At 60.4% G+C, this 19,822-nt stretch carries 18 protein-coding genes, 2 tRNA genes and 1 pseudogene; 14 read left to right on the top strand and 7 right to left on the bottom strand.

The window, feature by feature from the left end; genetic code table 11:
• The 5 genes and pseudogenes from D8U71_RS02695 to D8U71_RS02675 form a co-directional block, all read left to right on the top strand.
• Window positions 1-736: pseudogene (locus tag D8U71_RS02695) on the top strand (glucose-6-phosphate isomerase); the annotation flags it as partial.
• Window positions 737-936: 200 nt separating this feature from the next.
• Window positions 937-2,874, top strand: a complete 1,938-nt coding sequence (gene acs / locus D8U71_RS02690) for an acetate--CoA ligase (RefSeq protein ID WP_130887106.1) — start codon at window positions 937-939, stop codon at window positions 2,872-2,874.
• Window positions 2,875-3,009: 135 nt separating this feature from the next.
• On the top strand, window positions 3,010-4,026 hold the full coding sequence (locus D8U71_RS02685) for a class I SAM-dependent methyltransferase (protein WP_123443323.1): 1,017 nt from the start codon (window positions 3,010-3,012) through the stop codon (window positions 4,024-4,026).
• Window positions 4,027-4,248: 222 nt separating this feature from the next.
• Window positions 4,249-7,200 (top strand): DUF748 domain-containing protein, encoded by a 2,952-nt coding sequence (locus D8U71_RS02680; protein ID WP_130887105.1) that lies wholly within the window; start codon window positions 4,249-4,251, stop codon window positions 7,198-7,200.
• Complete coding sequence (locus D8U71_RS02675) at window positions 7,197-7,496, top strand: DUF2845 domain-containing protein (RefSeq protein ID WP_039761633.1); 300 nt, start codon at window positions 7,197-7,199, stop codon at window positions 7,494-7,496. The genes D8U71_RS02680 and D8U71_RS02675 overlap by 4 nt, the downstream gene beginning before the upstream one ends.
• Before the next feature lie 264 nt (window positions 7,497-7,760).
• Here D8U71_RS02675 and D8U71_RS02670 read toward each other — a convergent pair whose 3' ends face one another.
• Both D8U71_RS02670 and D8U71_RS02665 read right to left on the bottom strand, forming a co-directional pair.
• A complete protein-coding gene (locus D8U71_RS02670; RefSeq protein ID WP_016773155.1) occupies window positions 7,761-8,114 on the bottom strand; it encodes a BON domain-containing protein in 354 nt (117 codons plus the stop codon).
• 298 nt (window positions 8,115-8,412) lie between these two features.
• Window positions 8,413-8,850 carry a pilin gene (locus D8U71_RS02665; RefSeq protein WP_110603181.1) on the bottom strand — a complete coding sequence of 146 codons (438 nt, stop codon included), beginning with the start codon at window positions 8,848-8,850 and terminating at the stop codon, window positions 8,413-8,415.
• Window positions 8,851-9,076: 226 nt separating this feature from the next.
• On the opposite strand from D8U71_RS02665, the gene pilB reads away from it, so the two are divergent.
• From pilB to yacG, 5 genes are read left to right on the top strand one after another with little or no spacing between them, the layout of a single operon-like run.
• Complete coding sequence (pilB, locus tag D8U71_RS02660) at window positions 9,077-10,777, top strand: type IV-A pilus assembly ATPase PilB (RefSeq protein ID WP_130887104.1); 1,701 nt, start codon at window positions 9,077-9,079, stop codon at window positions 10,775-10,777.
• Between the two features lie 2 nt (window positions 10,778-10,779).
• Window positions 10,780-11,997, top strand: a complete 1,218-nt coding sequence (locus D8U71_RS02655; RefSeq protein ID WP_024014342.1) for a type II secretion system F family protein — start codon at window positions 10,780-10,782, stop codon at window positions 11,995-11,997.
• 1 nt (window position 11,998) lies between these two features.
• Entirely contained in the window at window positions 11,999-12,871 is an 873-nt protein-coding gene (locus D8U71_RS02650) for an A24 family peptidase (protein WP_122698545.1), read from the top strand.
• Window positions 12,868-13,491, top strand: a complete 624-nt coding sequence (coaE, locus tag D8U71_RS02645; protein ID WP_130887103.1) for a dephospho-CoA kinase — start codon at window positions 12,868-12,870, stop codon at window positions 13,489-13,491. Before D8U71_RS02650 ends, coaE begins: the two co-directional genes overlap by 4 nt.
• On the top strand, window positions 13,488-13,688 hold the full coding sequence (gene yacG, locus D8U71_RS02640) for a DNA gyrase inhibitor YacG (RefSeq protein ID WP_016773149.1): 201 nt from the start codon (window positions 13,488-13,490) through the stop codon (window positions 13,686-13,688). Before coaE ends, yacG begins: the two co-directional genes overlap by 4 nt.
• Window positions 13,689-13,695: 7 nt before the next feature.
• Here yacG and D8U71_RS02635 read toward each other — a convergent pair whose 3' ends face one another.
• Both D8U71_RS02635 and D8U71_RS02630 read right to left on the bottom strand, forming a co-directional pair.
• Window positions 13,696-13,911 carry a hypothetical protein gene (locus D8U71_RS02635; RefSeq protein ID WP_016773148.1) on the bottom strand — a complete coding sequence of 72 codons (216 nt, stop codon included), beginning with the start codon at window positions 13,909-13,911 and terminating at the stop codon, window positions 13,696-13,698.
• A 65-nt stretch (window positions 13,912-13,976) separates the two neighbouring features.
• A complete protein-coding gene (locus tag D8U71_RS02630; RefSeq protein ID WP_130887102.1) occupies window positions 13,977-14,666 on the bottom strand; it encodes an energy-coupling factor ABC transporter permease in 690 nt (229 codons plus the stop codon).
• Window positions 14,667-14,783: 117 nt separating this feature from the next.
• Between D8U71_RS02630 and D8U71_RS02625 the strand changes: the two genes are divergently transcribed.
• From D8U71_RS02625 to D8U71_RS02610, 4 genes are all read left to right on the top strand, one after another.
• Window positions 14,784-15,410, top strand: coding sequence for a DUF1780 domain-containing protein (locus tag D8U71_RS02625; RefSeq protein ID WP_007909887.1), 627 nt, complete (start codon window positions 14,784-14,786; stop codon window positions 15,408-15,410).
• The gene (locus D8U71_RS02620) at window positions 15,407-15,934 is read left to right on the top strand and encodes an MOSC domain-containing protein (protein WP_125925984.1); all 528 of its coding nucleotides are present in this window, start codon (window positions 15,407-15,409) and stop codon (window positions 15,932-15,934) included. The genes D8U71_RS02625 and D8U71_RS02620 overlap by 4 nt, the downstream gene beginning before the upstream one ends.
• A 51-nt stretch (window positions 15,935-15,985) precedes the next feature.
• Window positions 15,986-16,159 carry a DUF3094 domain-containing protein gene (locus D8U71_RS02615; RefSeq protein ID WP_007909875.1) on the top strand — a complete coding sequence of 58 codons (174 nt, stop codon included), beginning with the start codon at window positions 15,986-15,988 and terminating at the stop codon, window positions 16,157-16,159.
• Window positions 16,160-16,222: 63 nt separating this feature from the next.
• Complete coding sequence (locus D8U71_RS02610; RefSeq protein ID WP_016773144.1) at window positions 16,223-17,521, top strand: NAD(P)/FAD-dependent oxidoreductase; 1,299 nt, start codon at window positions 16,223-16,225, stop codon at window positions 17,519-17,521.
• A gap of 208 nt (window positions 17,522-17,729) precedes the next feature.
• Here the strand turns inward: D8U71_RS02610 and D8U71_RS02605 are convergent, their stop codons facing one another.
• The 3 genes from D8U71_RS02605 to D8U71_RS02595 form a co-directional block, all read right to left on the bottom strand.
• Window positions 17,730-19,355, bottom strand: coding sequence for a methyl-accepting chemotaxis protein (locus D8U71_RS02605; protein WP_071173634.1), 1,626 nt, complete (start codon window positions 19,353-19,355; stop codon window positions 17,730-17,732).
• 161 nt (window positions 19,356-19,516) lie between these two features.
• A tRNA-Pro gene (locus D8U71_RS02600) sits at window positions 19,517-19,593 on the bottom strand.
• A gap of 97 nt (window positions 19,594-19,690) precedes the next feature.
• Window positions 19,691-19,766, bottom strand: a tRNA-Lys gene (locus D8U71_RS02595).
• Window positions 19,767-19,822: the final 56 nt, after the last annotated feature.

Genomic DNA, 19,822 nt, shown 5'->3' with positions numbered 1-19,822 from the left:
CGCGCCGTTCGAACAGAACATGCCGGTGCTGCTGGCCCTGCTCGGCGTCTGGTATGGCAACTTCTGGGGTGCGCAAAGCCACGCGATCCTGCCGTACGACCACTACCTGCGCAACATCACCAAGCACTTGCAACAGCTGGACATGGAGTCCAACGGCAAGAGCGTGCGTCAGGACGGCACCTCGGTGTCGACCGATACCGGCCCGGTGATCTGGGGCGGCGTCGGCTGCAACGGTCAGCACGCTTATCACCAGTTGCTGCACCAGGGCACCCAACTGATCCCGGCCGACTTCATCGTGCCGATCGTCAGCTTCAACCCGGTTTCCGACCACCACCAGTGGCTGTACGCCAACTGCCTGTCGCAGAGCCAGGCGCTGATGCTCGGCAAGACCCTGCCGGAAGCTGAAGCCGAACTGCGCGACAAAGGCATGGGCGAAGACGACGTGCGCAAACTTGCGCCGCACAAGGTGATCCCGGGCAATCGTCCGAGCAACACCCTGGTGGTCGAACGCATCAGCCCGCGTCGCCTCGGCGCGCTGGTTGCGATGTATGAGCACAAAGTGTTCGTGCAAAGCGTGGTCTGGGGCATCAACGCCTTCGACCAGTGGGGTGTGGAACTGGGCAAGGAATTGGGCAAAGGCGTCTACAACCGTCTGGTCGGCAGCGACGAGACCGTGGCTGACGATGCCTCGACTCAGGGCCTGATCAACTACTTCCGCGGGCGTCATCGCGGCTGATAAAAGCCTTCGGGCACAACGCTGTTCCCCTGTGGGAGCGAGCCTGCTCGCGAAATCGGTGCGTCATTCAACACTGTGTTGACTGATCCGCCGCCTTCGCGAGCAAGCTCGCTCCCACAGTTGTTTTGGCGCATGACTTGAACCTGTGCAGCGCTCGGCGCATCTTTATTCGTGTCGCACCACAAGAATAAGGAACCGTCATGTTCGATATCAGCACGTTCCCCAAAGCCGATGCCGTGCGCCAGGCCGCTCAGTTGAGCCAGGACGAGTATCGGCGCCTGTACCGCGAATCGATTGAACACCCCAGCGCCTTCTGGGCCGAGCAGGCCACGCGTTTCCTCGATTGGAGCACGCCGTGGCAGACCGTGCAGCGCTATGACCTGAAAACCGGTGAAGCGGCCTGGTTTGCCGGCGGCAAGCTCAACGTCAGTTACAACTGCATCGACCGTCACCTCAAGCAACGCGGCGAGCAGACCGCCCTGCTCTGGGAAGGCGATGATCCTGCCGAATCGGCGCAGATCACTTACAACAAACTCCATCACCACGTCTGCCGTCTGGCCAACGTACTGAAAAGCCGTGGCGTGAAGAAAGGCGATCGGGTGTGCATCTACATGCCGATGATCCCCGAAGCCGCCTACGCCATGCTCGCCTGCGCGCGAATCGGCGCGATTCATTCGGTGGTGTTTGGCGGATTTTCCCCGGATTCCTTGCGTGATCGAATCCTCGACGCCGACTGCCGTACCGTGATCACGGCCGATGAAGGCGTGCGCGGCGGCCGCTTCGTGCCGCTGAAAAACAACGTCGACAAAGCCCTGCAAAGTTGCCCGAACGTCAGCACCGTGGTGGTGGTCGAGCGCACTCAGGGCCAGGTCGATTGGGTCGAGGGCCGCGACCTGTGGTATCACCACGCGGTGCGCGAGGTCAGCGACGACTGCCCGCCGGAACCGATGGACGCCGAAGATCCGCTGTTCATCCTCTACACCTCCGGCAGCACCGGCAAACCCAAAGGCGTGCTGCACACCACCGGCGGCTACCTGCTGCAAGCGGCGATGACCTTCAAATATGTGCTCGACTACCGCGACGGCGAAGTGTTCTGGTGCACCGCCGACGTCGGCTGGGTCACCGGCCACAGTTACATCGTCTACGGGCCGCTGGCCAACGGTGCGACCACACTGATGTTCGAAGGCGTGCCGAGCTACCCGAGCAGCTCGCGCTTCTGGCAGGTCATCGACAAGCACAAGGTGAACATTTTCTACACAGCACCCACCGCCCTGCGCGCGCTGATGCGCGAAGGCACCGGACCATTGAAGGAAACGTCGCGCGCCAGCCTCAGATTGCTCGGCAGCGTCGGTGAGCCGATCAACCCGGAAGCGTGGGAATGGTATTTCAATGCTGTCGGTGAACAGCGCTGCCCGATCGTCGACACCTGGTGGCAGACCGAAACCGGCGGCATCATGCTCAGCCCGCTGGTCAGCGCGCAACGGATCAAACCGGGCTGCGCGACGCAACCGATGTTTGGCGTGCAACCGGTGTTGCTTGACGAAGTCGGCAAGGAAATCAAAGGCGCCGGCAGTGGCGTGCTGGCGATCAAGTCGAGCTGGCCGGCGCAGATTCGCAGCGTCTACGGTGATCCGCAGCGGATGATCGACACCTACTTCAAGCCCTACCCCGGCTATTACTTCACCGGCGACGGCGCCCGCCGCGACGAGGACGGCGATTACTGGATCACCGGACGCATCGACGATGTGATCAACGTCTCCGGCCACCGCATCGGCACCGCCGAAGTGGAGAGCGCCTTGGTGCTGCACGACAGCATCGCCGAGGCCGCCGTGGTCGGTTATCCCCACGACGTCAAAGGCCAGGGCATCTACGCATTCGTGACGCCAATGAACGGCACCGAGGCCAACGAAGAGCTGAAGAAAGACCTGCTGGCGCATGTCAGCAAGGAGATCGGCAGCTTCGCCAAACCGGACCTGATCCAGTGGGCGCCGGCGCTGCCGAAGACCCGTTCGGGCAAGATCATGCGGCGGATTTTGCGCAAGATTGCCTGCAATGAGCTCGACAGCCTCGGCGATACTTCGACCCTGGCTGATCCGAGTGTGGTGCAGGACCTCGTCGACAAGCGGCTCAATACTTGAGAGCTGCAAGTTTCTAGCTACAAGCTGCAAGCTAAAGCGGTCCGCGCAGCTTTTCGCTTTTAGCTTGCAGCTAGAAACTTGCCGCTTGTAGCGCCCCGACTGCTAAGCTTCGCGTTTTTTCAGCAAGGCGCCCGCATGTCTTCCTTGAATCAGGCGCTGCGCGCCGCCCTCGATCAACGCCAGGACCTGCTCGCTGTGCTGCACAGCCAGGGCACCGATTGCTATCGGCTGTTCCATGGCAGCCAGGAAGGTGCCGGCGGCCTGACCATCGACCGCTACGGCCCGCAACTGCTGGTGCAGAGTTTTCACCAGACGCTCGAACGTGACGATCTGCTGCAACTGCACGCCATGGTCAACCAGACCCTGGGCTTCGACAGCCTGCTGGTCTACAACGACCGCTCCCGTGGCAACTCGCGGATCGATCGCGAGGACAGCGTCTATAAAGCCGATGACGCCGCACTGGCGGATCTGGTCGGGCATGAATGGGGCCTGAACTACCGCGTGCGCGGGCGTCATGCCGGGCAGGATCCGCTGCTGTTCCTCGACCTGCGCAACACCCGTGGCTGGGTCAAGGATCACGCGCAAGGCAAAAGTGTGCTCAACCTGTTCGCCTACACCTGTGGCGTTGGCCTCAGTGCTGCGGCCGGCGGTGCACGTGAGGTGTGCAACCTCGATTTTGCCGAGGGCAATCTGGCGGTCGGTCGCGAGAATGGTTTGCTCAACCCGCAACTGCCGCCGATGCAATTCATTCAGTCCGATTACTTCCCGGCAATCCGCCAGCTTGCTGGCCTGCCGATCAGCGTGCGGCGCGGGCAGAAGTTGCCGAGCTATCAGCGCCTCGAACAGCGCCAATACGATCTGGTCCTGCTCGATCCGCCGGCGTGGGCCAAAAGTGCGTTCGGCACCGTCGATTTGCTGCGCGATTATCAGAGCCTGCTCAAACCGGCGCTGCTGACCACCGCTGACAACGGCGTGCTGATCTGCTGCAACAACCTGGCGAAAGTCAGCATGGACGACTGGCGCGAACAAGTGTTGCGCTGCGCCGAAAAGGCCGGCCGCCCGGTGCGCGAATGGAGCGTGATGACCCCGGGTGCCGACTTCCCCTCGCGGGACCAGCAGCCCCCGCTGAAGACGCTGATCTTGCAGCTGTGATCCCTCCGGCATGAGCGATTACATTCCCCTGTGGGAGCGAGCCTGCTCGCGAAGGCGCAGTGTCAGTCGACTTGTTTTTCACTGAACCACCGCATTCGCGAGCAGGCTCGCTCCCACAAGGGAGATCTGTTCCTACAGAAATTTCTGAACAATCCTGTCCCACATCAAGCACTTCGGAACCAGAATCGCGTGCCATACTCCAAGGCACTCCGATTCAGACAGATGAAGCCGCACATGCCCAAAGGATTGATTCGCGCGATTGGCGCACTGCTGACAGCCTTGGCCCTCTACAGCCTGCTGGGGTTTCTGATCCTGCCGGGCATTGCCTTGCGCGTGGCCAACCAGCAACTGGCCAACTACGCCACGGTGCCGGCGCATCTGCAGCGTATCGAACTCAACCCCTTCAGCCTTGAGGTCACCCTGTGGGGCCTGATCATCGGCGAACCGGGCAAGGAGCAGGTCGGCTTCGATCGCCTCTATGCCAACCTGCAAATCGACAGCCTGTGGACCAAAGCGCTGCATCTGTCCGACATCGAACTGGACAAACCCAAAAGCGAAATCCTCTTCGCCAAGGACGGCAAGCTCAACCTGCTCGGCCTGTTCAACCTGCCTCCGAGCGAGCCGACACCCGCCGATCCCGACGCCAAGCCATTCCCGCTGCGTATCGACAACATCAAACTGGCCGGCGGCGTGGTGCATTTCGAGGATATGCGGCCCAGTGAGCCGATCGAATTTCTGTACGACGACCTCAGTTTCGAGCTGAAAAACCTCAGCACCCTGCCCGAGGACAGCGCCGACATGACCCTCGTCGCCATCGGCCCCGCTGGCGGGCGGATCGACTGGACCGGCAATTTCAGCCTGATCCCGTTCACCTCCGAAGGCACGCTGAAAGTCACCGATGGCCAGATGAAATCCTTCTGGCCCTACGTGCGCGACGCCGTGCCGCTGGTGCTGGAAAACGGCGTGGTCAGCCTCAGCACCGAGTACAAACTCAACCTGTCGAAACAAACCGAACTGCTGCTGAACAACGTCGCGGTGAGCATTGCGCCATTCGCCATCAAGGCTCCGGACGGACGTCCGCTGGCCAGGCTCGAACGCCTCGACGTCAGCGAAACCTCGCTGGACCTGGCCAAGCAGCAAGTGGTGGTCGGCAAGATCCGCAGCAACAAACTGGAAACCTGGGCGGCGCTGGAAGCCGACGGCCAACTGGACTGGCAGAAGCTGTTCGCCAGCCAACCGTCGAAACCGGCGGCCAAAGCCGCTGCCGAACCTACGGATACACCGGCCGCCGCCGACTCGCCGAAACCTGAGCCAAGCGCCCCGAGCAAGCCATGGCAGGTGCTGGTCAAGGATGTGCAACTGCGCAACTACACGGTCCATCTCGCTGACCGCTCGGCGCAACCGGCGGTGGCGCTGGACATCACCCCGCTGAACGTCGACTTGCAGGATTTCGACAGCCTCAACGGCTCGCCTTTCAAGCTCAAGCTCGACAGCGGCCTGGGCAAGCAAGGCAAGATCAGCGCCGACGGCACGGTTAATCTGGCCCCGGTCAACGCGCAGCTCAACGTGAAAACCGAGGACGTCGACCTGCGTGTCGCGCAGTCCTACATCAACCCGTTCATTCGCCTGGAACTGCGCAGCGGCATGCTCGGCAGTGACCTCAAGGTCAACCTGAAGAGCACCGAGCCGCTGGCCCTCAGCGTCACCGGCCGCGCGCAGATCGATCAACTGCACACCCTCGATACGCTGAAGACCCGCGACTTCCTCAAATGGCAGCAAGTCGTGGTCGACGGCATCAACTATCAGCACGGCGACAGCCTGTCGATCGACAAGGTCAACCTGTTGCAGCCGTATGTGCGCTTCATGATCAACGACGATCGCACCACCAACGTCGACGACCTGCTGATCCCGCAACCGGCCGACAGCGGTGCAAAAGGCACCGCAGCCAAACCGGCCGGCAAGGACAAACCGTTGGGCATTCACATCGGTGCGATTGCGATCAACGACGGCTCGGCCAACTTCGCCGACTTCAGCCTGACGCCGAATTTCGCCACCGCCGTGCAACAGCTCAACGGCCAGATCGGCACCATCGATAGTCGGCAGGCGAAACCGGCCAGCGTCGACATCAAAGGCAAGGTCGACCGTTATGCGCCTGTGACCATCAAGGGAGCGGTCAATCCGTTCGACCCGATGGCCAGCCTAGACATCGCCACCAGCTTCAAGCGCGTCGAGCTAACCACCCTGACGCCCTACTCCGGCAAGTTCGCCGGCTACCGCATCCGCAAGGGCCGGCTCAACCTTGATCTGCACTACCTGATCACCAAAGGCCAACTGAAAGCCGAGAACAAAGTCGTCGTCGAGCAGCTGCAACTGGGCGAGAAGGTCGACAGCCCTGATGCAGTAAGTTTGCCGCTGAAGCTGGCTATTGCTCTGCTCAAGGACGTCGACGGCAAGATCTCCATCGAATTGCCGGTGACCGGCGACCTGAATAATCCACAGTTCAGCGTGATGCCGATCGTCTGGCAGACCCTGCGCAATTTGATCGTCAAAGCGGCCGCCGCACCGTTCAAGATGATTGGCGGGCTGGTCAGTGGCGGCGGCTCCGAAGACCTCGGCACGGTGTCCTTCGCGCCGGGCTCCAGCGATCTGAGCAAAGACGCCGAAGCGGCGCTGGTGAAACTGTCGCAAGCGCTCAAGGAACGTCCGGCGCTGCGCCTGGAAATCGAAGGCACTGCTGCGAAGAGCAGCGATGGGCCGCTGCTCGCCGAGCAACGTCTGGAACGCGAATACCAATACAACTACTACAAGATGCTTCAGCGCCGTGGCGACAAAGTTCCGGCCCAGGCCTCGCTGTTGCAAGTGCCCGAAAGCGAGAAAGGCGCGTTGCTCGAAGGGATTTACCGCACCCGCCTGAAAACCCAGCCACCGGCAGAATGGAAAGACCTGGGCAAGGAAGAACGCACGGCGAAAATGCGCCAAGGCGTGATCGCGTTCTGGAGCGGCAGCGAGGTGCTGTTGCGACAGTTGGGCCAGGATCGCGCCAGCACCATCAAGGATTACCTGGTCGACAAGGGCAAGCTGGAAGATGACCGCGTGTACTTCATCGACGCCAACCTCGGCGAGGCCGAAAGCGATGGCCGCGTGGTCACGCAAATGCACCTGGATGCCGAATGACCGTGCGTAACTGGCTGGCTGTGCTCGCGCTGACGTGCGCCGCCGGCCACGCGTCGGCTTCGGATACATTGCGCTGCGGCAGCCAGTTGATCAGCCTCGGCGACCGCGCCAGCGAGGTGCTGCAAAAATGCGGCGAGCCGGTCAGTCGCGATGTGCTCGGCTACAAGCGCAGCGCCAATCGCCGCGAAGAGTTTCAGGTCGAGGAATGGACCTACGGCCCGAACAACGGCATGTATCAATACCTGCGCTTCGAAGGCAATCGCCTGCGGCAGATCAACAGCAAACGCGGTAACTAAGCCGAACGAAATTCACCCTGTGGGAGCGAGCCTGCTCGCGAATACGCTCTGTCTACTGACGAACTTGTCGGCTGACACTACGCATTCGCGAGCAGGCTCGCTCCCACATTGGTATTGCCCAAAATAGAACAGGCCCCGACACAAGTGCCGGGGCCTGTAATGGTCACATCCGTGTGACCGTTCGCATGAACTCTAAAGTTGCGGCAGACGTATTGCTCGGCCCGTCTGTCGCGTCTTCTCCCGGTTCAGGCGAGAAGTCTTGCCTTACTCGGCTTTCAGGCCGTCAGCGGAGACCGCTTTAACGCCTTTGATTTTCTTGGCGATGCCTACGGCGACTTCTTTCTGCGACTCGGTTACCGCAGTGGTCGACGACAGGGAAACTACACCCTTGTTGGTTTCGACTTTGATGTCGGTGCCTGGAATGCCTTTTTCGGTAACCAGGTCAGCTTTGACCTTGGTGGTGATCCAGGTGTCGCTGGTATCTTGTTTCATTTCGGTAACTTCACCGGCAGCCAGAACCATTGGCGCTTGGGTAGCCTGAGCGGACTGGGCGAAAGCGCCACCAGCCATGGTCAGGGTCAGAGCGGTAGCAGCGGCAGTGATAGCGAACTTCTTCATACGAGTAACTCCTGTTTTTACTGGAAGTCTGCTGTAACGCTTGTCAGCAGGGTTACCGGAGATATTGCGAACGCTGTGCCAACTTTTTCAGTCGCATAAAACTGTTTAAAAACAATGAGTTATAAAAAACGCTAATTTTCGTTTTCATGCAAAATGCATGACTCAACGCAATTTCGCATGCAAGTTGCGGTTTTTCGGAAAGTTCATAAGCTGCTGAAATTATTGGAGCTTTTGTTAAGTGATCGCAGATACAAAAATACCCCGCAATGCGGGGCATTCTGATTATTCGCCTTTGTGATTACGTACCGCTGGCCGTGCAACCGCGCGGAGAATAATCAGAGTTGACCGTCGTCGAGCACGTCCAAACACCGGAGGTATTCCCCGTCGCCGCCCCGGAACGAGAAAGCGTAATGGTTTTACCTAACACCGGACCTGGTGCATTGAGCAGGGTACAGGTAAGCGTGCCTTCGCCAGTCGCGGCTGTGCCTGTAACTGCCAACGTACAGTTGGAGGTAGTAGTCGCACCATTGGCAACGTTGGCCAGAGTTGGAGCTGTGCCTTGATTGATCGTGTCCTCGAACGGCACTTTCAATGCACTAATCTCCGCCAACCCCGCCGTCACCTTCGACCGCGCCTGATACTTCGAATACTGAGGCAGGGCGATAGTCGCCAGAATGCCGATGATCGCCACGACGATCAGCAGCTCGATCAATGTGAAACCTTGTTGTTTTTTCATAGACACGCTCCATGCATGAGTCGAAATCTCATGATCTGAACAAGGCTCAGCACAGCCCATGCCAACGCCTTTCAGGCCCCGCCTGCTGGGCGCGCGCAATTTTCTGCGCCGTTTCCTACAACCCGCAACCGCACTATCTGACACTTTTTGTCACCTGCACCGGCCGTGTTTGGCGCTGTCACTTGACTAGGCTATAAGTCATGAACGGCAAGCGTGCGGAATCCCCATGAATGACATCGCTCTGAGCGGTCTGGCCAAGCAATTGGTCCAGGCCGAACTGCTCACGGAAACAAGTGCCCGGCAATCCTGGGCGCAGGCCCAGCGCAATCGCGTCTCGCTGGTCAATTACCTGGTACACAACAAACTGGTCAACAGCCGGCAGATCGCCGAGATCGCTTCCGAACATTTCGGCATGGCCCTGCTCGATCTCAGCTGCCTCGACAAGGAGACTCAGCCCAGGGGCCTGGTCAGTGAAAAACTGGTTCGTCAGCACTGCGCCCTGCCCTTGTGGCGGCGCGGCAACAAACTGTTCGTGGGCCTTTCCGACCCGAGCAATCAGCAGGCGATCAGCGACATCCAGTTCAGCACCGGCCTGAGCACCGAAGCGATTCTGGTCGAGGACGACAAACTCAGCGACGCCATCGACAAGTTCTTCGACAGCCATGCCTCGGGCCTGGAGGAAATGGCCGATGTCGATCTCGACGGCCTCGACGTCGAGTCGATTGAGGACAACAAACAGGACGTGATCGGCGGCCTCGATGCTGACGACGCCCCGGTCGTACGTTTCGTGCACAAAATGCTGCTCGATGCGATCAAGAGTGGCTCTTCCGACCTGCATTTCGAGCCGTACGAAAAAAACTACCGGGTGCGCATGCGCACCGACGGCATGCTGCGCGAGGTGGCCAAGCCGCCGATCCAGTTGGCCGGGCGCATTGCCGCTCGCCTGAAGGTGATGGCCAGTCTGGATATTTCCGAACGACGCAAACCCCAGGACGGGCGGATCAAGATGCGCCTGTCGAAAAGCAAATCCATCGATTTTCGCGTCAACACCTTGCCGACCCTGTGGGGCGAAAAAGTGGTGATCCGGATTCTCGACCCGTCCAGTGCACAAATGGGCATCGACGCCTTGGGTTACGAAGCCGAGCAAAAGGCTTTGTACCTGGCCGCGCTGAAACAGCCGCAAGGGATGATTCTGGTCACCGGCCCCACCGGCTCCGGTAAAACCGTGTCGCTGTACACCGGGCTGAACATTCTCAACACCGTCGACATCAACATTTCCACCGCCGAAGACCCGGTGGAAATCAACATGGAAGGCATCAATCAGGTCAACGTCAATCCCCGCCAAGGGCTGGACTTTGCCCAGGCGCTACGCTCGTTTCTGCGTCAGGACCCGGATGTGATCATGGTCGGCGAGATCCGCGACCTGGAAACCGCCGAGATCGCGATCAAGGCCGCGCAGACCGGCCACCTGGTGCTGTCGACCCTCCACACCAACAGCGCGGCGGAAACCCTCACGCGCCTGCACAACATGGGCATTCCCGGGTTCAACATCGCCACCTCGGTCAGCCTGATCATCGCCCAGCGTCTGGCGCGCAAATTGTGCGCGCACTGCAAGCGGCCGCTGGAAATCCCGCACGAAACCTTGCTCAAGGAAGGCTTCCCCGAGGAACGCATCGGTCATTTCACGATCTACGAGCCGGTCGGTTGCGATCACTGCAACGGCGGATACAAAGGACGCGTGGGGATTTATGAAGTGGTAAAGAACACACCGGACCTGCAACGGTTGATCATGGCCGAAGGCAATTCGCTGGAAATCGACATTCAGATGCGCCGCGACGGTTTCGCCGATCTGCGCACCTCCGGGCTGCACAAGGCCATGCAAGGCATCACCAGCCTTGAGGAAATCAACCGGGTCACCAAGGATTGAACATGGCGGTCAAGGCAGCGAAAGTCAGCGTTTACGCCTGGGAAGGCACCGACCGCAAAGGCAGTAAAGTCAGCGGCGAGTTGAGCGGGCAGAACCCCGCACTGATCAAGGCGCAGCTGCGCAAACAAGGGATCAACCCGGGCAAGGTGCGCAAGAAATCCGCCTCCCTGCTGAGCTTGGGCAAACGCATCAAACCGCAGGACATCGCCCTGTTCACCCGGCAGATGGCAACGATGATGAAAGCCGGTGTACCGCTGTTGCAGTCCTTCGACATCATCGGCGAGGGCTTCGAAAACCCGGCCATGCGCAAGCTGGTCGACGAGGTCAAACAGGAGGTCGCGGCCGGTAACAGCTTCGCCACGGCCCTGCGCAAGAAACCGCAATACTTCGACGAGCTGTACTGCAACCTGGTCGACGCCGGCGAACAGTCCGGTGCCCTCGACACGTTGCTCGAACGAGTGGCGACCTATAAGGAAAAAAGCGAAGCGCTCAAGGCCAAGATCAAGAAAGCCATGACCTACCCCACCGCCGTGGTGCTGGTGGCGGCGGTGGTGACCGGCATTCTGCTGGTCAAAGTGGTGCCGCAGTTCCAGTCGGTGTTTTCCGGGTTCGGCGCCGAACTGCCGGGCTTCACCCTGATGATCATCAGCCTGTCGGAATTCATGCAGCAGTGGTGGTGGGCGATTCTTTTTGCGCTGGTGGCAGCGTTTTTCGGCACTCGCCACGCGTTGAAGACTTCGCAGGCCCTACGCGACCGGCGCGATGCCTGGCTGCTGAAGCTGCCGCTGGTAGGCACTTTGATGTACAAGTCCGCCGTCGCCCGTTTCGCCCGCACCCTGTCGACCACTTTCGCCGCCGGCGTGCCGTTGGTGGAGGCGCTGGATTCGGTGGCGGGCGCCACCGGCAACGTGGTGTTCAAGCGCGCGGTGCTGCGAGTTCGGCAAGACGTCTCGACCGGTATGCAATTGAATTTCTCGATGCGCAGCACCGGTGTGTTTCCCAATATGGCGGTGCAGATGACCGCCATTGGCGAGGAGTCCGGGGCACTGGATGACATGCTCGACAAGGTCGCCGGTTTTTATGAAGCCGAAGTCGATAACATGGTCGACAACCTCACCAGCCTGATGGAGCCGTTCATCATGGTGGTGCTGGGGGTCATCGTCGGTGGACTGGTGGTGGCCATGTACCTGCCGATCTTCCAACTCGGCTCAGCGATCTGACATGCCTATCGACGAACTGTTTGCCGTGTATCCGCTGGCCTTTGTGGTCAGCGCGCTGCTGCTCGGGCTGGTGGTCGGCAGCTTCCTCAATGTTGTGGTGTGGCGCCTGCCGAAGATGCTTGAGCGTGACTGGCGCCAGCAAGCCCATGATGTGCTCGGCCTGCCCAGCGAAACGCCCGTGCCGACCTACAACCTGATGCTGCCGCACTCCGCGTGCCCGCATTGCGGACATCGGATCCGCCCGTGGGAAAACATTCCGCTGCTCAGTTATCTGTGCCTGCGCGGGCGCTGCTCGGCTTGTTCGGCGCCGATCAGTAAACGTTACCCGCTGACCGAACTGGCCTGCGGCCTGCTCTCGGCATTCATCGCATGGCATCTGGGCTTCGGCTGGCCGGCGGGCTTGCTGATTTTGCTGACGTGGGGCTTGCTGGCGATGAGTCTGATCGACTGCGAACATCAGTTGCTGCCCGATGTGCTGGTGCTGCCGCTGCTGTGGCTGGGGCTGATCGTCAACAGCTTCGGCGTGTTCGTGGCGTTGCCCGATGCATTGTGGGGCGCAGTCGCGGGTTATCTGGCGCTGTGGTCGGTGTTCTGGCTGTTCAAACTGCTCACCGGCAAGGACGGCATCGGTCATGGCGATTTCAAGCTGCTGGCCTTGCTCGGCGCATGGGGTGGCTGGCAGATTCTGCCGCTGACGATTCTGTTGTCATCCTTGGTGGGGGCGATTTTGGGCGTCGTCATGCTGCGCTTGCGCGCCCAGGAAACCTCGACGCCGATCCCCTTCGGCCCCTTTCTGGCAATTGCCGGCTGGATTGCCTTGCTCTGGGGTGGTCAAATAACCGACTTCTATTGGCAGTCTGTCGGTTTGAAATGAATACCCCTGTGGAAAAACCCTGGATCCTCGGCCTGACCGGCGGCATCGGCAGCGGCAAAAGTGCGGCGGCGCAGCACTTCATCGACCTCGGCGTGCACGTGGTGGACGCTGATCATGCGGCGCGCTGGGTAGTCGAGCCGGGGCGTCCGGCGCTGGCGAAAATCGCCGAGCATTTCGGTTCCGGCGTGTTGCAGGCCGATGGCACGCTGGACCGCGCCGCCCTGCGCAAACTGATTTTTGAAGACCCCGAACAGCGACGTTGGCTCGAAGCGCTGCTGCATCCGTTGATCGGCGAGGAAATCGCTCATCACCTGGCGCAGGCAAAATCGCCTTACGCGATTCTGGTGTCACCGTTGCTGATCGAGTCCGGGCAATACGCGATGACCCAGCGCATTCTGGTCATCGATGCGCCGCAACAACTGCAGATCGAACGCACCTTGCAGCGTGACCAGACCAGCGAACAACAAGTGCAGGCGATCCTCAAGGCGCAATCGAGCCGTGAAGACCGCGTGAGCCGTGCCGACGATGTGATCGTCAACGACCGCGACCTCGCCTGGCTGCACAGCGAGGTCGAGCGTCTGCATCACTTTTATCTGACTTTATCCGGAGGCCAAGCATGAGCCAGATTCCAACCGTTGAATGCCCAACCTGCGGCGCCCCCGTCGAATTCACCCCGGCGAACAAATTCCGTCCGTTCTGCTCCGATCGCTGCAAACTGATCGACCTCGGCGCCTGGGCCTCGGAAGAGCACAAGATTCCGGTCGCCCCGGATGCCGAAGACGAGCTGTTTTCCGGCGATTTCGATCCGCGTCACTGATCGCTGATCAGGGCCGCATAAAGCCGTAGTCCTGACTGTCGTCGAGGTTCTCCGCGAGAAAGCGCAACTCGTCGGCCAGGTCTTCGGCATTGCGCACTGCCTTGCTCTGCTGCACCACGGCGCTGAGCAGGGCGCGCAAACTCAGGCCCGGGTCAAAGCCCACTTCCTGCGCCAGCTCCAGACTCTGCCGGGTTTCCTGCCGCGCCCATTCGTAAACGCCCATGCCACTGCTCCTGAAGGAATTTGCGCGAGCATGAAATCTCTGCGGCATGGCCGGTTTGATGTGGATCAAGACTTCGGATCGTCGTCCTTCCACGGCGCTGAAAGGTAACGGGTGCGGTTGAAGGTCTCCAGCCATTCCGGGCAGAACACCACCAACGCACTGACAACCATGCCGTTGATAAAGGCCTCGGGAAACAGCAGCAACCACAGGTAGCCGACGAAATCTTCCAGCCATTCCGGCATGGCGAAGAGGCCGTCGTACCACAGCAACGTCAGGCTCAGAATCAGGCACAACAGGCCTGACAACGCAGCGGCGAAGAAACCGGAACAGAAGATGTAAACGAACGGATTTCGTGGCTGCGCACGCTCCACGAGGATTGCCACGCATTCGGTGATCAGCACTGGCAGCAGAATCAGCAACGCGCCATTGACGCCCACCGCAGCCAGGTCCTGACGCCCCAGCAGCACCAGCCCCATCTGCGCAACCAGCCCGCCGACGATCGCCAGCGGCCAATCAAGCAGCAGCGTCACCGCCGTCATGCCGATGAAGTGATAAGACACGCCGGTGTCGAAATCCCTGCGCACCAGCCACAGCAGAAACAGCGCGAACACCGTGCCGAACAGCAAGTGCTGCCGGCGACTGTCGCTGAACAGCTCGACCCATGGCGCACGCATGATCGCCCAGAGCAGCACCGGCAGATAAATCAGCCAGCCGAGCGTCAGGCTTGCCGTTGAAAGCAGTTCGGCGCCGATCATGATTCCCTCAACTTCTCCATGGGCTTACCGCTTTGTCGCAGTCTACACCGCCGATGTATGTGCACCAGCCGATGCAAAGCTATCTGCTTGTCGCATTTGGACGCTAAGCTTGGGCTTATGGATGATTCAGATTATTTACGCCTGCTGACCATCGCGGCCGAGCAGGCCAATGCGTTCCTGTCCAATGCCCGCAAATGGGAGCGTGAGCGTTGGGTCTGCCAGCGCCTGCTGCAAGGTCTGAACATCCCCTACCGCGCCGATGAGTTCGCCCCGGCGGGTGAGCCGCCGGACGTGTTGTTCCGCGATGCCAATTTCGAAGTTTTTTTCGTCCTTGATGAAGGCCGCCGTCTCAATGACGAGTGGCGCGACGAATTGCAGCGTCGGCGCAGCGCATTTTCCCTGAGCCAACTGGTGCGCCGCGAAGCCAAACCCAAGCGCATCCCGGCCAATGAATTTCTCCTGCGTCTGGCGCCAACCCTGCGCAAGAAGGCGCACAACTACAAGGAACGCGGCATGGATCTGGGTGAGCTGGACATCATCGCCTTCGCCAGCCTCAAACGCGAAGTGCTGGATCTCAACAGCCACTTCCCGCCACCGACCGAATACCTGCGTCAGGGCTGGCGCTCGCTGTCGCTGGTCGGCCCGACATTCGCAAGGGTGCTGTTTGCTCATCCCGACGCGCCGGACTTTCTGCGCAGCAACCTCGGCCGCAGCATTGTGTTCGACGTGGGCATCAGCCTGTGACGCCGCTGCAGCAGTTGATCGCCGAGGTTCCGCAAACCGGTCGTGTGCGCTGGATCGGCGTGCGTCCAGAATCCCGCGGGCCGATGCTTGAGCTCGACGCGGTCGAGGCGCGGCTGGAAGCCGGGCTCACCGGCGATCACGCCCGCCCGGGCATTCGCAATGCGCGACAGGTGACGCTGATCCAGTGGGAGCACCTGGCGGTGATCAACGCATTGATGGGCCGTCCCGCTGACCAGCCAATCCGGCCTGAAGATCTGCGGCGCAATCTCGTTATAAGCGGAATCAATTTGTTTAGCCTGAAGGGGCGGCGCTTTCGCATCGGGCAAGCGATACTCGAAACCACTGGCTGGTGTCAGCCCTGCGCACGCTTGCAGAACAACCTCGGCCCGGGCACTTTTCAAGCCGTGCGCGGGCATGGCGGGATCACCGCCCGGGTGTTACAAAGCGGCATCATTCGCCTCGACGATAGCGTGTGCGTCGAACCGGTTCCGGACAGTGGCTACGCTGCGTTCAATCCGGGCTGAAAACCGCTGTAGCCTGTGCTCATTCAGTAACGTCTACCTGACGAGGCAAATATGACCAGCCGCCTGAACCCCGAAGACCAAAAGCATGTCGAAGAGTACCTGCAACTGTCCCAACACCGTGTCGAGCGCCGGCCTTTCCGGCCGTGGATGCTCCTGGTGCTGGTGCTGGCAGTGACCATTGGTCTGGGCCTGTTGAGCCGATTTATCAGTTACCTGACGTTATGAGCTGCCTTGCGCTCCCTCGGGTAACCGCACCGATTTCCTTTAAAAACCTTGCGAGTTATCCCTATGTCCCATCGTATTGTCATTGTCGGCGGCGGCGCCGGCGGTCTGGAGTTGGCTACCCGCCTGGGTAAGACTCTGGGCAAGCGCGGCACGGCCAGCGTGATGCTGGTCGACGCGAACCTGACCCACATCTGGAAACCGCTGCTGCACGAAGTGGCCGCCGGTTCCCTGAACTCCTCCGAAGACGAACTCAACTATGTCGCCCAGGCGAAATGGAACCACTTCGAGTTCCAGCTCGGGCGCATGAGCGGGCTCGATCGCGCGCAGAAAAAAATCCAGTTGGCCGCGACCTATGACGAAAACGGCGTCGAGCTGGTGCCGGCGCGTGAAGTGGCTTATGACTCGCTGGTGATCAGCGTGGGCAGCACCACCAACGATTTCGGCACCCAGGGCGCGGCGCAGCATTGCCTGTTCCTCGATACACGCAAACAGGCCGAGCGCTTCCATCAGCAATTGCTCAATCATTATCTGCGCGCCCACGCCGGGCAGACCGACGTGGTCGAGCAGATCAGCGTGGCCATCGTCGGCGCTGGCGCCACTGGCGTCGAACTGGCGGCAGAGCTTCACAACGCCGCCCATGAATTGGCCGCTTATGGTCTGGACCGGATCAAACCGGAAAACATGCACATCACGCTGATCGAAGCCGGCCCACGGGTGCTGCCTGCCCTGCCGGAGCGCATCAGCGGGCCGGTGCACAAAACCCTGGAGAAGCTAGGGGTCAATGTGATGACCAACGCAGCAGTCAGCGAAGTGACTGCCGACAGCCTGATCACCGCCGATGGCAACGAGATCAAGGCCAGCCTGAAAGTCTGGGCTGCCGGCATTCGCGCACCGGGTTTCCTCAAGGACATCGACGGTCTGGAAACCAACCGCATCAATCAGCTGCAAGTGCTGCCGACTCTGCAAACCACGCGCGACGAAAACATCTTTGCCTTCGGTGACTGCGCGGCCTGTCCGCAACCGGGCACTGATCGCAACGTGCCGCCACGGGCACAAGCGGCGCATCAACAAGCCTCGTTGCTGGCCAAGTCGCTGAAACTGCGCATCGAAGGCAAGACCCTGCCGGAGTACAAATACACCGACTACGGCTCGCTGATCTCGCTGTCGCGTTTTTCTGCTGTGGGTAACTTGATGGGTAACCTGACCGGCAGCGTCATGCTCGAAGGCTGGCTGGCGCGGATGTTCTATGTGTCGCTGTACCGTATGCACCAGATGGCGCTGTACGGGCCGTTCCGCACGGCGATGCTGATGCTGGGCAGCAAGATTGGTCGTGGCACCGAGCCGCGTCTGAAGCTGCACTAAGGCCAACATCTGTGGGAGCTGGCTTGCCAGCGATGGCGCCGGGTCAGTTGATATTTCTGTTGCCTGACCCACCGCTATCGCGGGCAAGCCCGGCTCCCACAGGTTTTCGTGCTGCTCGAAGATCCGGCGCATTCGCGAGCAGCCTCGCTCCCACCTTTGATCTTTATTCCAAGCCCCGCATCGCGCGGGGCTTTTTATTGGCTGTCGATCACAGCTGGAAGCGCCGCACCATGCCCTGCAGCGCATTGGCCAGCTGCGACAGTTCGTGGCTCGACGCGCTGGTCTGATCAGCCCCCGCAGCCGAACGCACCGACAGGTCGCGAATGTTCACCAGATTGCGATCCACTTCCCGCGCCACCTGCGCCTGCTCCTCGGCAGCGCTGGCGATCACCAGGTTGCGCTCGTGAATCTCGTGCACCGACGCCGTGATCGTCACCAATGCCTCACCCGCCCGCTCTGCCAGAACCAGCGTGCTCGCCGCACGAGATGCGCTGGCCTGCATTGACTCCAGCGCCTGGCTCGAACCGCTGCGCATGCCTTGCACCATCTGTTCGATTTCCTGCGTCGATTGCTGGGTGCGATACGCCAGCGCGCGCACCTCGTCGGCCACCACCGCAAAACCTCGACCGCTTTCGCCCGCACGAGCCGCTTCGATGGCAGCGTTGAGCGCCAGCAGATTGGTCTGCTCGGCGATGGCGCGAATCACGTCCAGAACCTTGCCGATGTCCTGCGACTGATTGGCCAGCGACTGCACCAGTTCACCGGTGTTCTGCACATCACTGGCCAGCGCATTGATCGCGCTGGCGGTTTCGCTGACGCGCTCCTGGCCCAATTGCGCCGACTGACTGGACTGGCGCGTGGCATCGGACGTCGACACCGCGTTGCGCGCGACCTCCTCCACCGCAGCGGTCATCTCATTAACCGCAGTGGCGGCCTGTTCGATTTCGTTGTTCTGCTCTTGCAAGCCTTGGGTGCTGTCGACGGTAACGGCGCTCAGTTCGTCAGCGGCGGTGGCCAGTTGTGTGGCTGAGCCGCTGATACCTTGCAGCGTCTCGCGCAGGTTCTGTTGCATCGTCGCGAGGGCTTTGAGCAAGCGGCTGACTTCGTCGTTGCCATGGGTTTCGATCGGTCGGGTGAGATCGCCCTTGGCGACACTTTCGGCGGCATCCACCGCGCTGCTCAGCGGGCGCACGATACTGCGCGTGAGCAACATCGCCAGCGCCACCGTGGCCAGCGCTGCCAAGGCAATGAACAGGGTTACGATGGTGCGCGAGGTTTCATAATGCGCGGCGGATTTCTCGCTTTCGGCAGCGACCTGGCGGGCGAACAGATCGGCGAGATCATTGAGCTGTTTGCCGGAGCCGTCGACCACGGTCTTCATGTCAACCAGCAACAATTTGGTCAACTCGTCACGCTTGCCTTGCTCGGCGAGGGTGAATGACTGGGCGATGCCGGTGCGATAGGCGGCGAAGGTTTTCTTGAACTGGTCATACAGCTGCTGGCCTTCGGCAGTGTCGACCAGTTTGTCGTAGGCGGCGATCTTCTCGCTCAGTTCCTTGTCGCGGGTGTCCATCTGGCCGCGATAGGTGGCGATATTGGCCGGATCCTGATCGAGCGCCATGCGCAGGGAGATGGTGCGGATGCGCAGCATCAGTTCACGGATCTCGTCGCCGCCACGGATGCTCGGCAACCAGCGGTTCTCCACCGCCACCTCACTGTCGCGAATGCTCGACATCTGTCCCAGCGCAAACACGCCGAGCAAGGCCACCAAGACCGCGATCAGGGCAAATCCCAGGGCAGCCCGGGGAGCAATATTCAACTGACGAAGCAACATGACGAACGCCCTTATTCTTGTAATGGCCAGATCAAGGGGCGAAGCGTTGGCAGTCCCCTCGTGTTAGCGGGCTATCGGCAGGTTGTATGACGACTTGAAGGGATTCAGCTTTCGGCAGGCAAAAAAAATCCCCGTATCTTTCGATACGAGGATTTTCAATATGGTCGGGGTAAGGGGATTCGAACTCCTGACATCCTGCTCCCAAAGCAGGCGCGCTACCGGACTGCGCTATACCCCGGTAAAAAAAAGGCGACCTTTCAAAGATCGCCTTCTTCGATCAGCGCTTTTGGCCTCTGATCTTAAGATTCGATCCCAGCGCAAACTGGTTTCAAAAATGGTGGGTCGTGTGGGATTCGAACCTACGACCAATTGGTTAAAAGCCAACTGCTCTACCAACTGAGCTAACGACCCAAATATGGTCGGGGTAAGGGGATTCGAACTCCTGACATCCTGCTCCCAAAGCAGGC

It is taken from the genome of Pseudomonas sp. Sample_21, from assembly GCF_004307525.1.
Lineage (GTDB): Bacteria > Pseudomonadota > Gammaproteobacteria > Pseudomonadales > Pseudomonadaceae > Aquipseudomonas > Aquipseudomonas atacamensis.
Note: the sequence above shows the minus strand (reverse complement) of the source record. Positions and strands in the feature narration are given on the sequence as shown.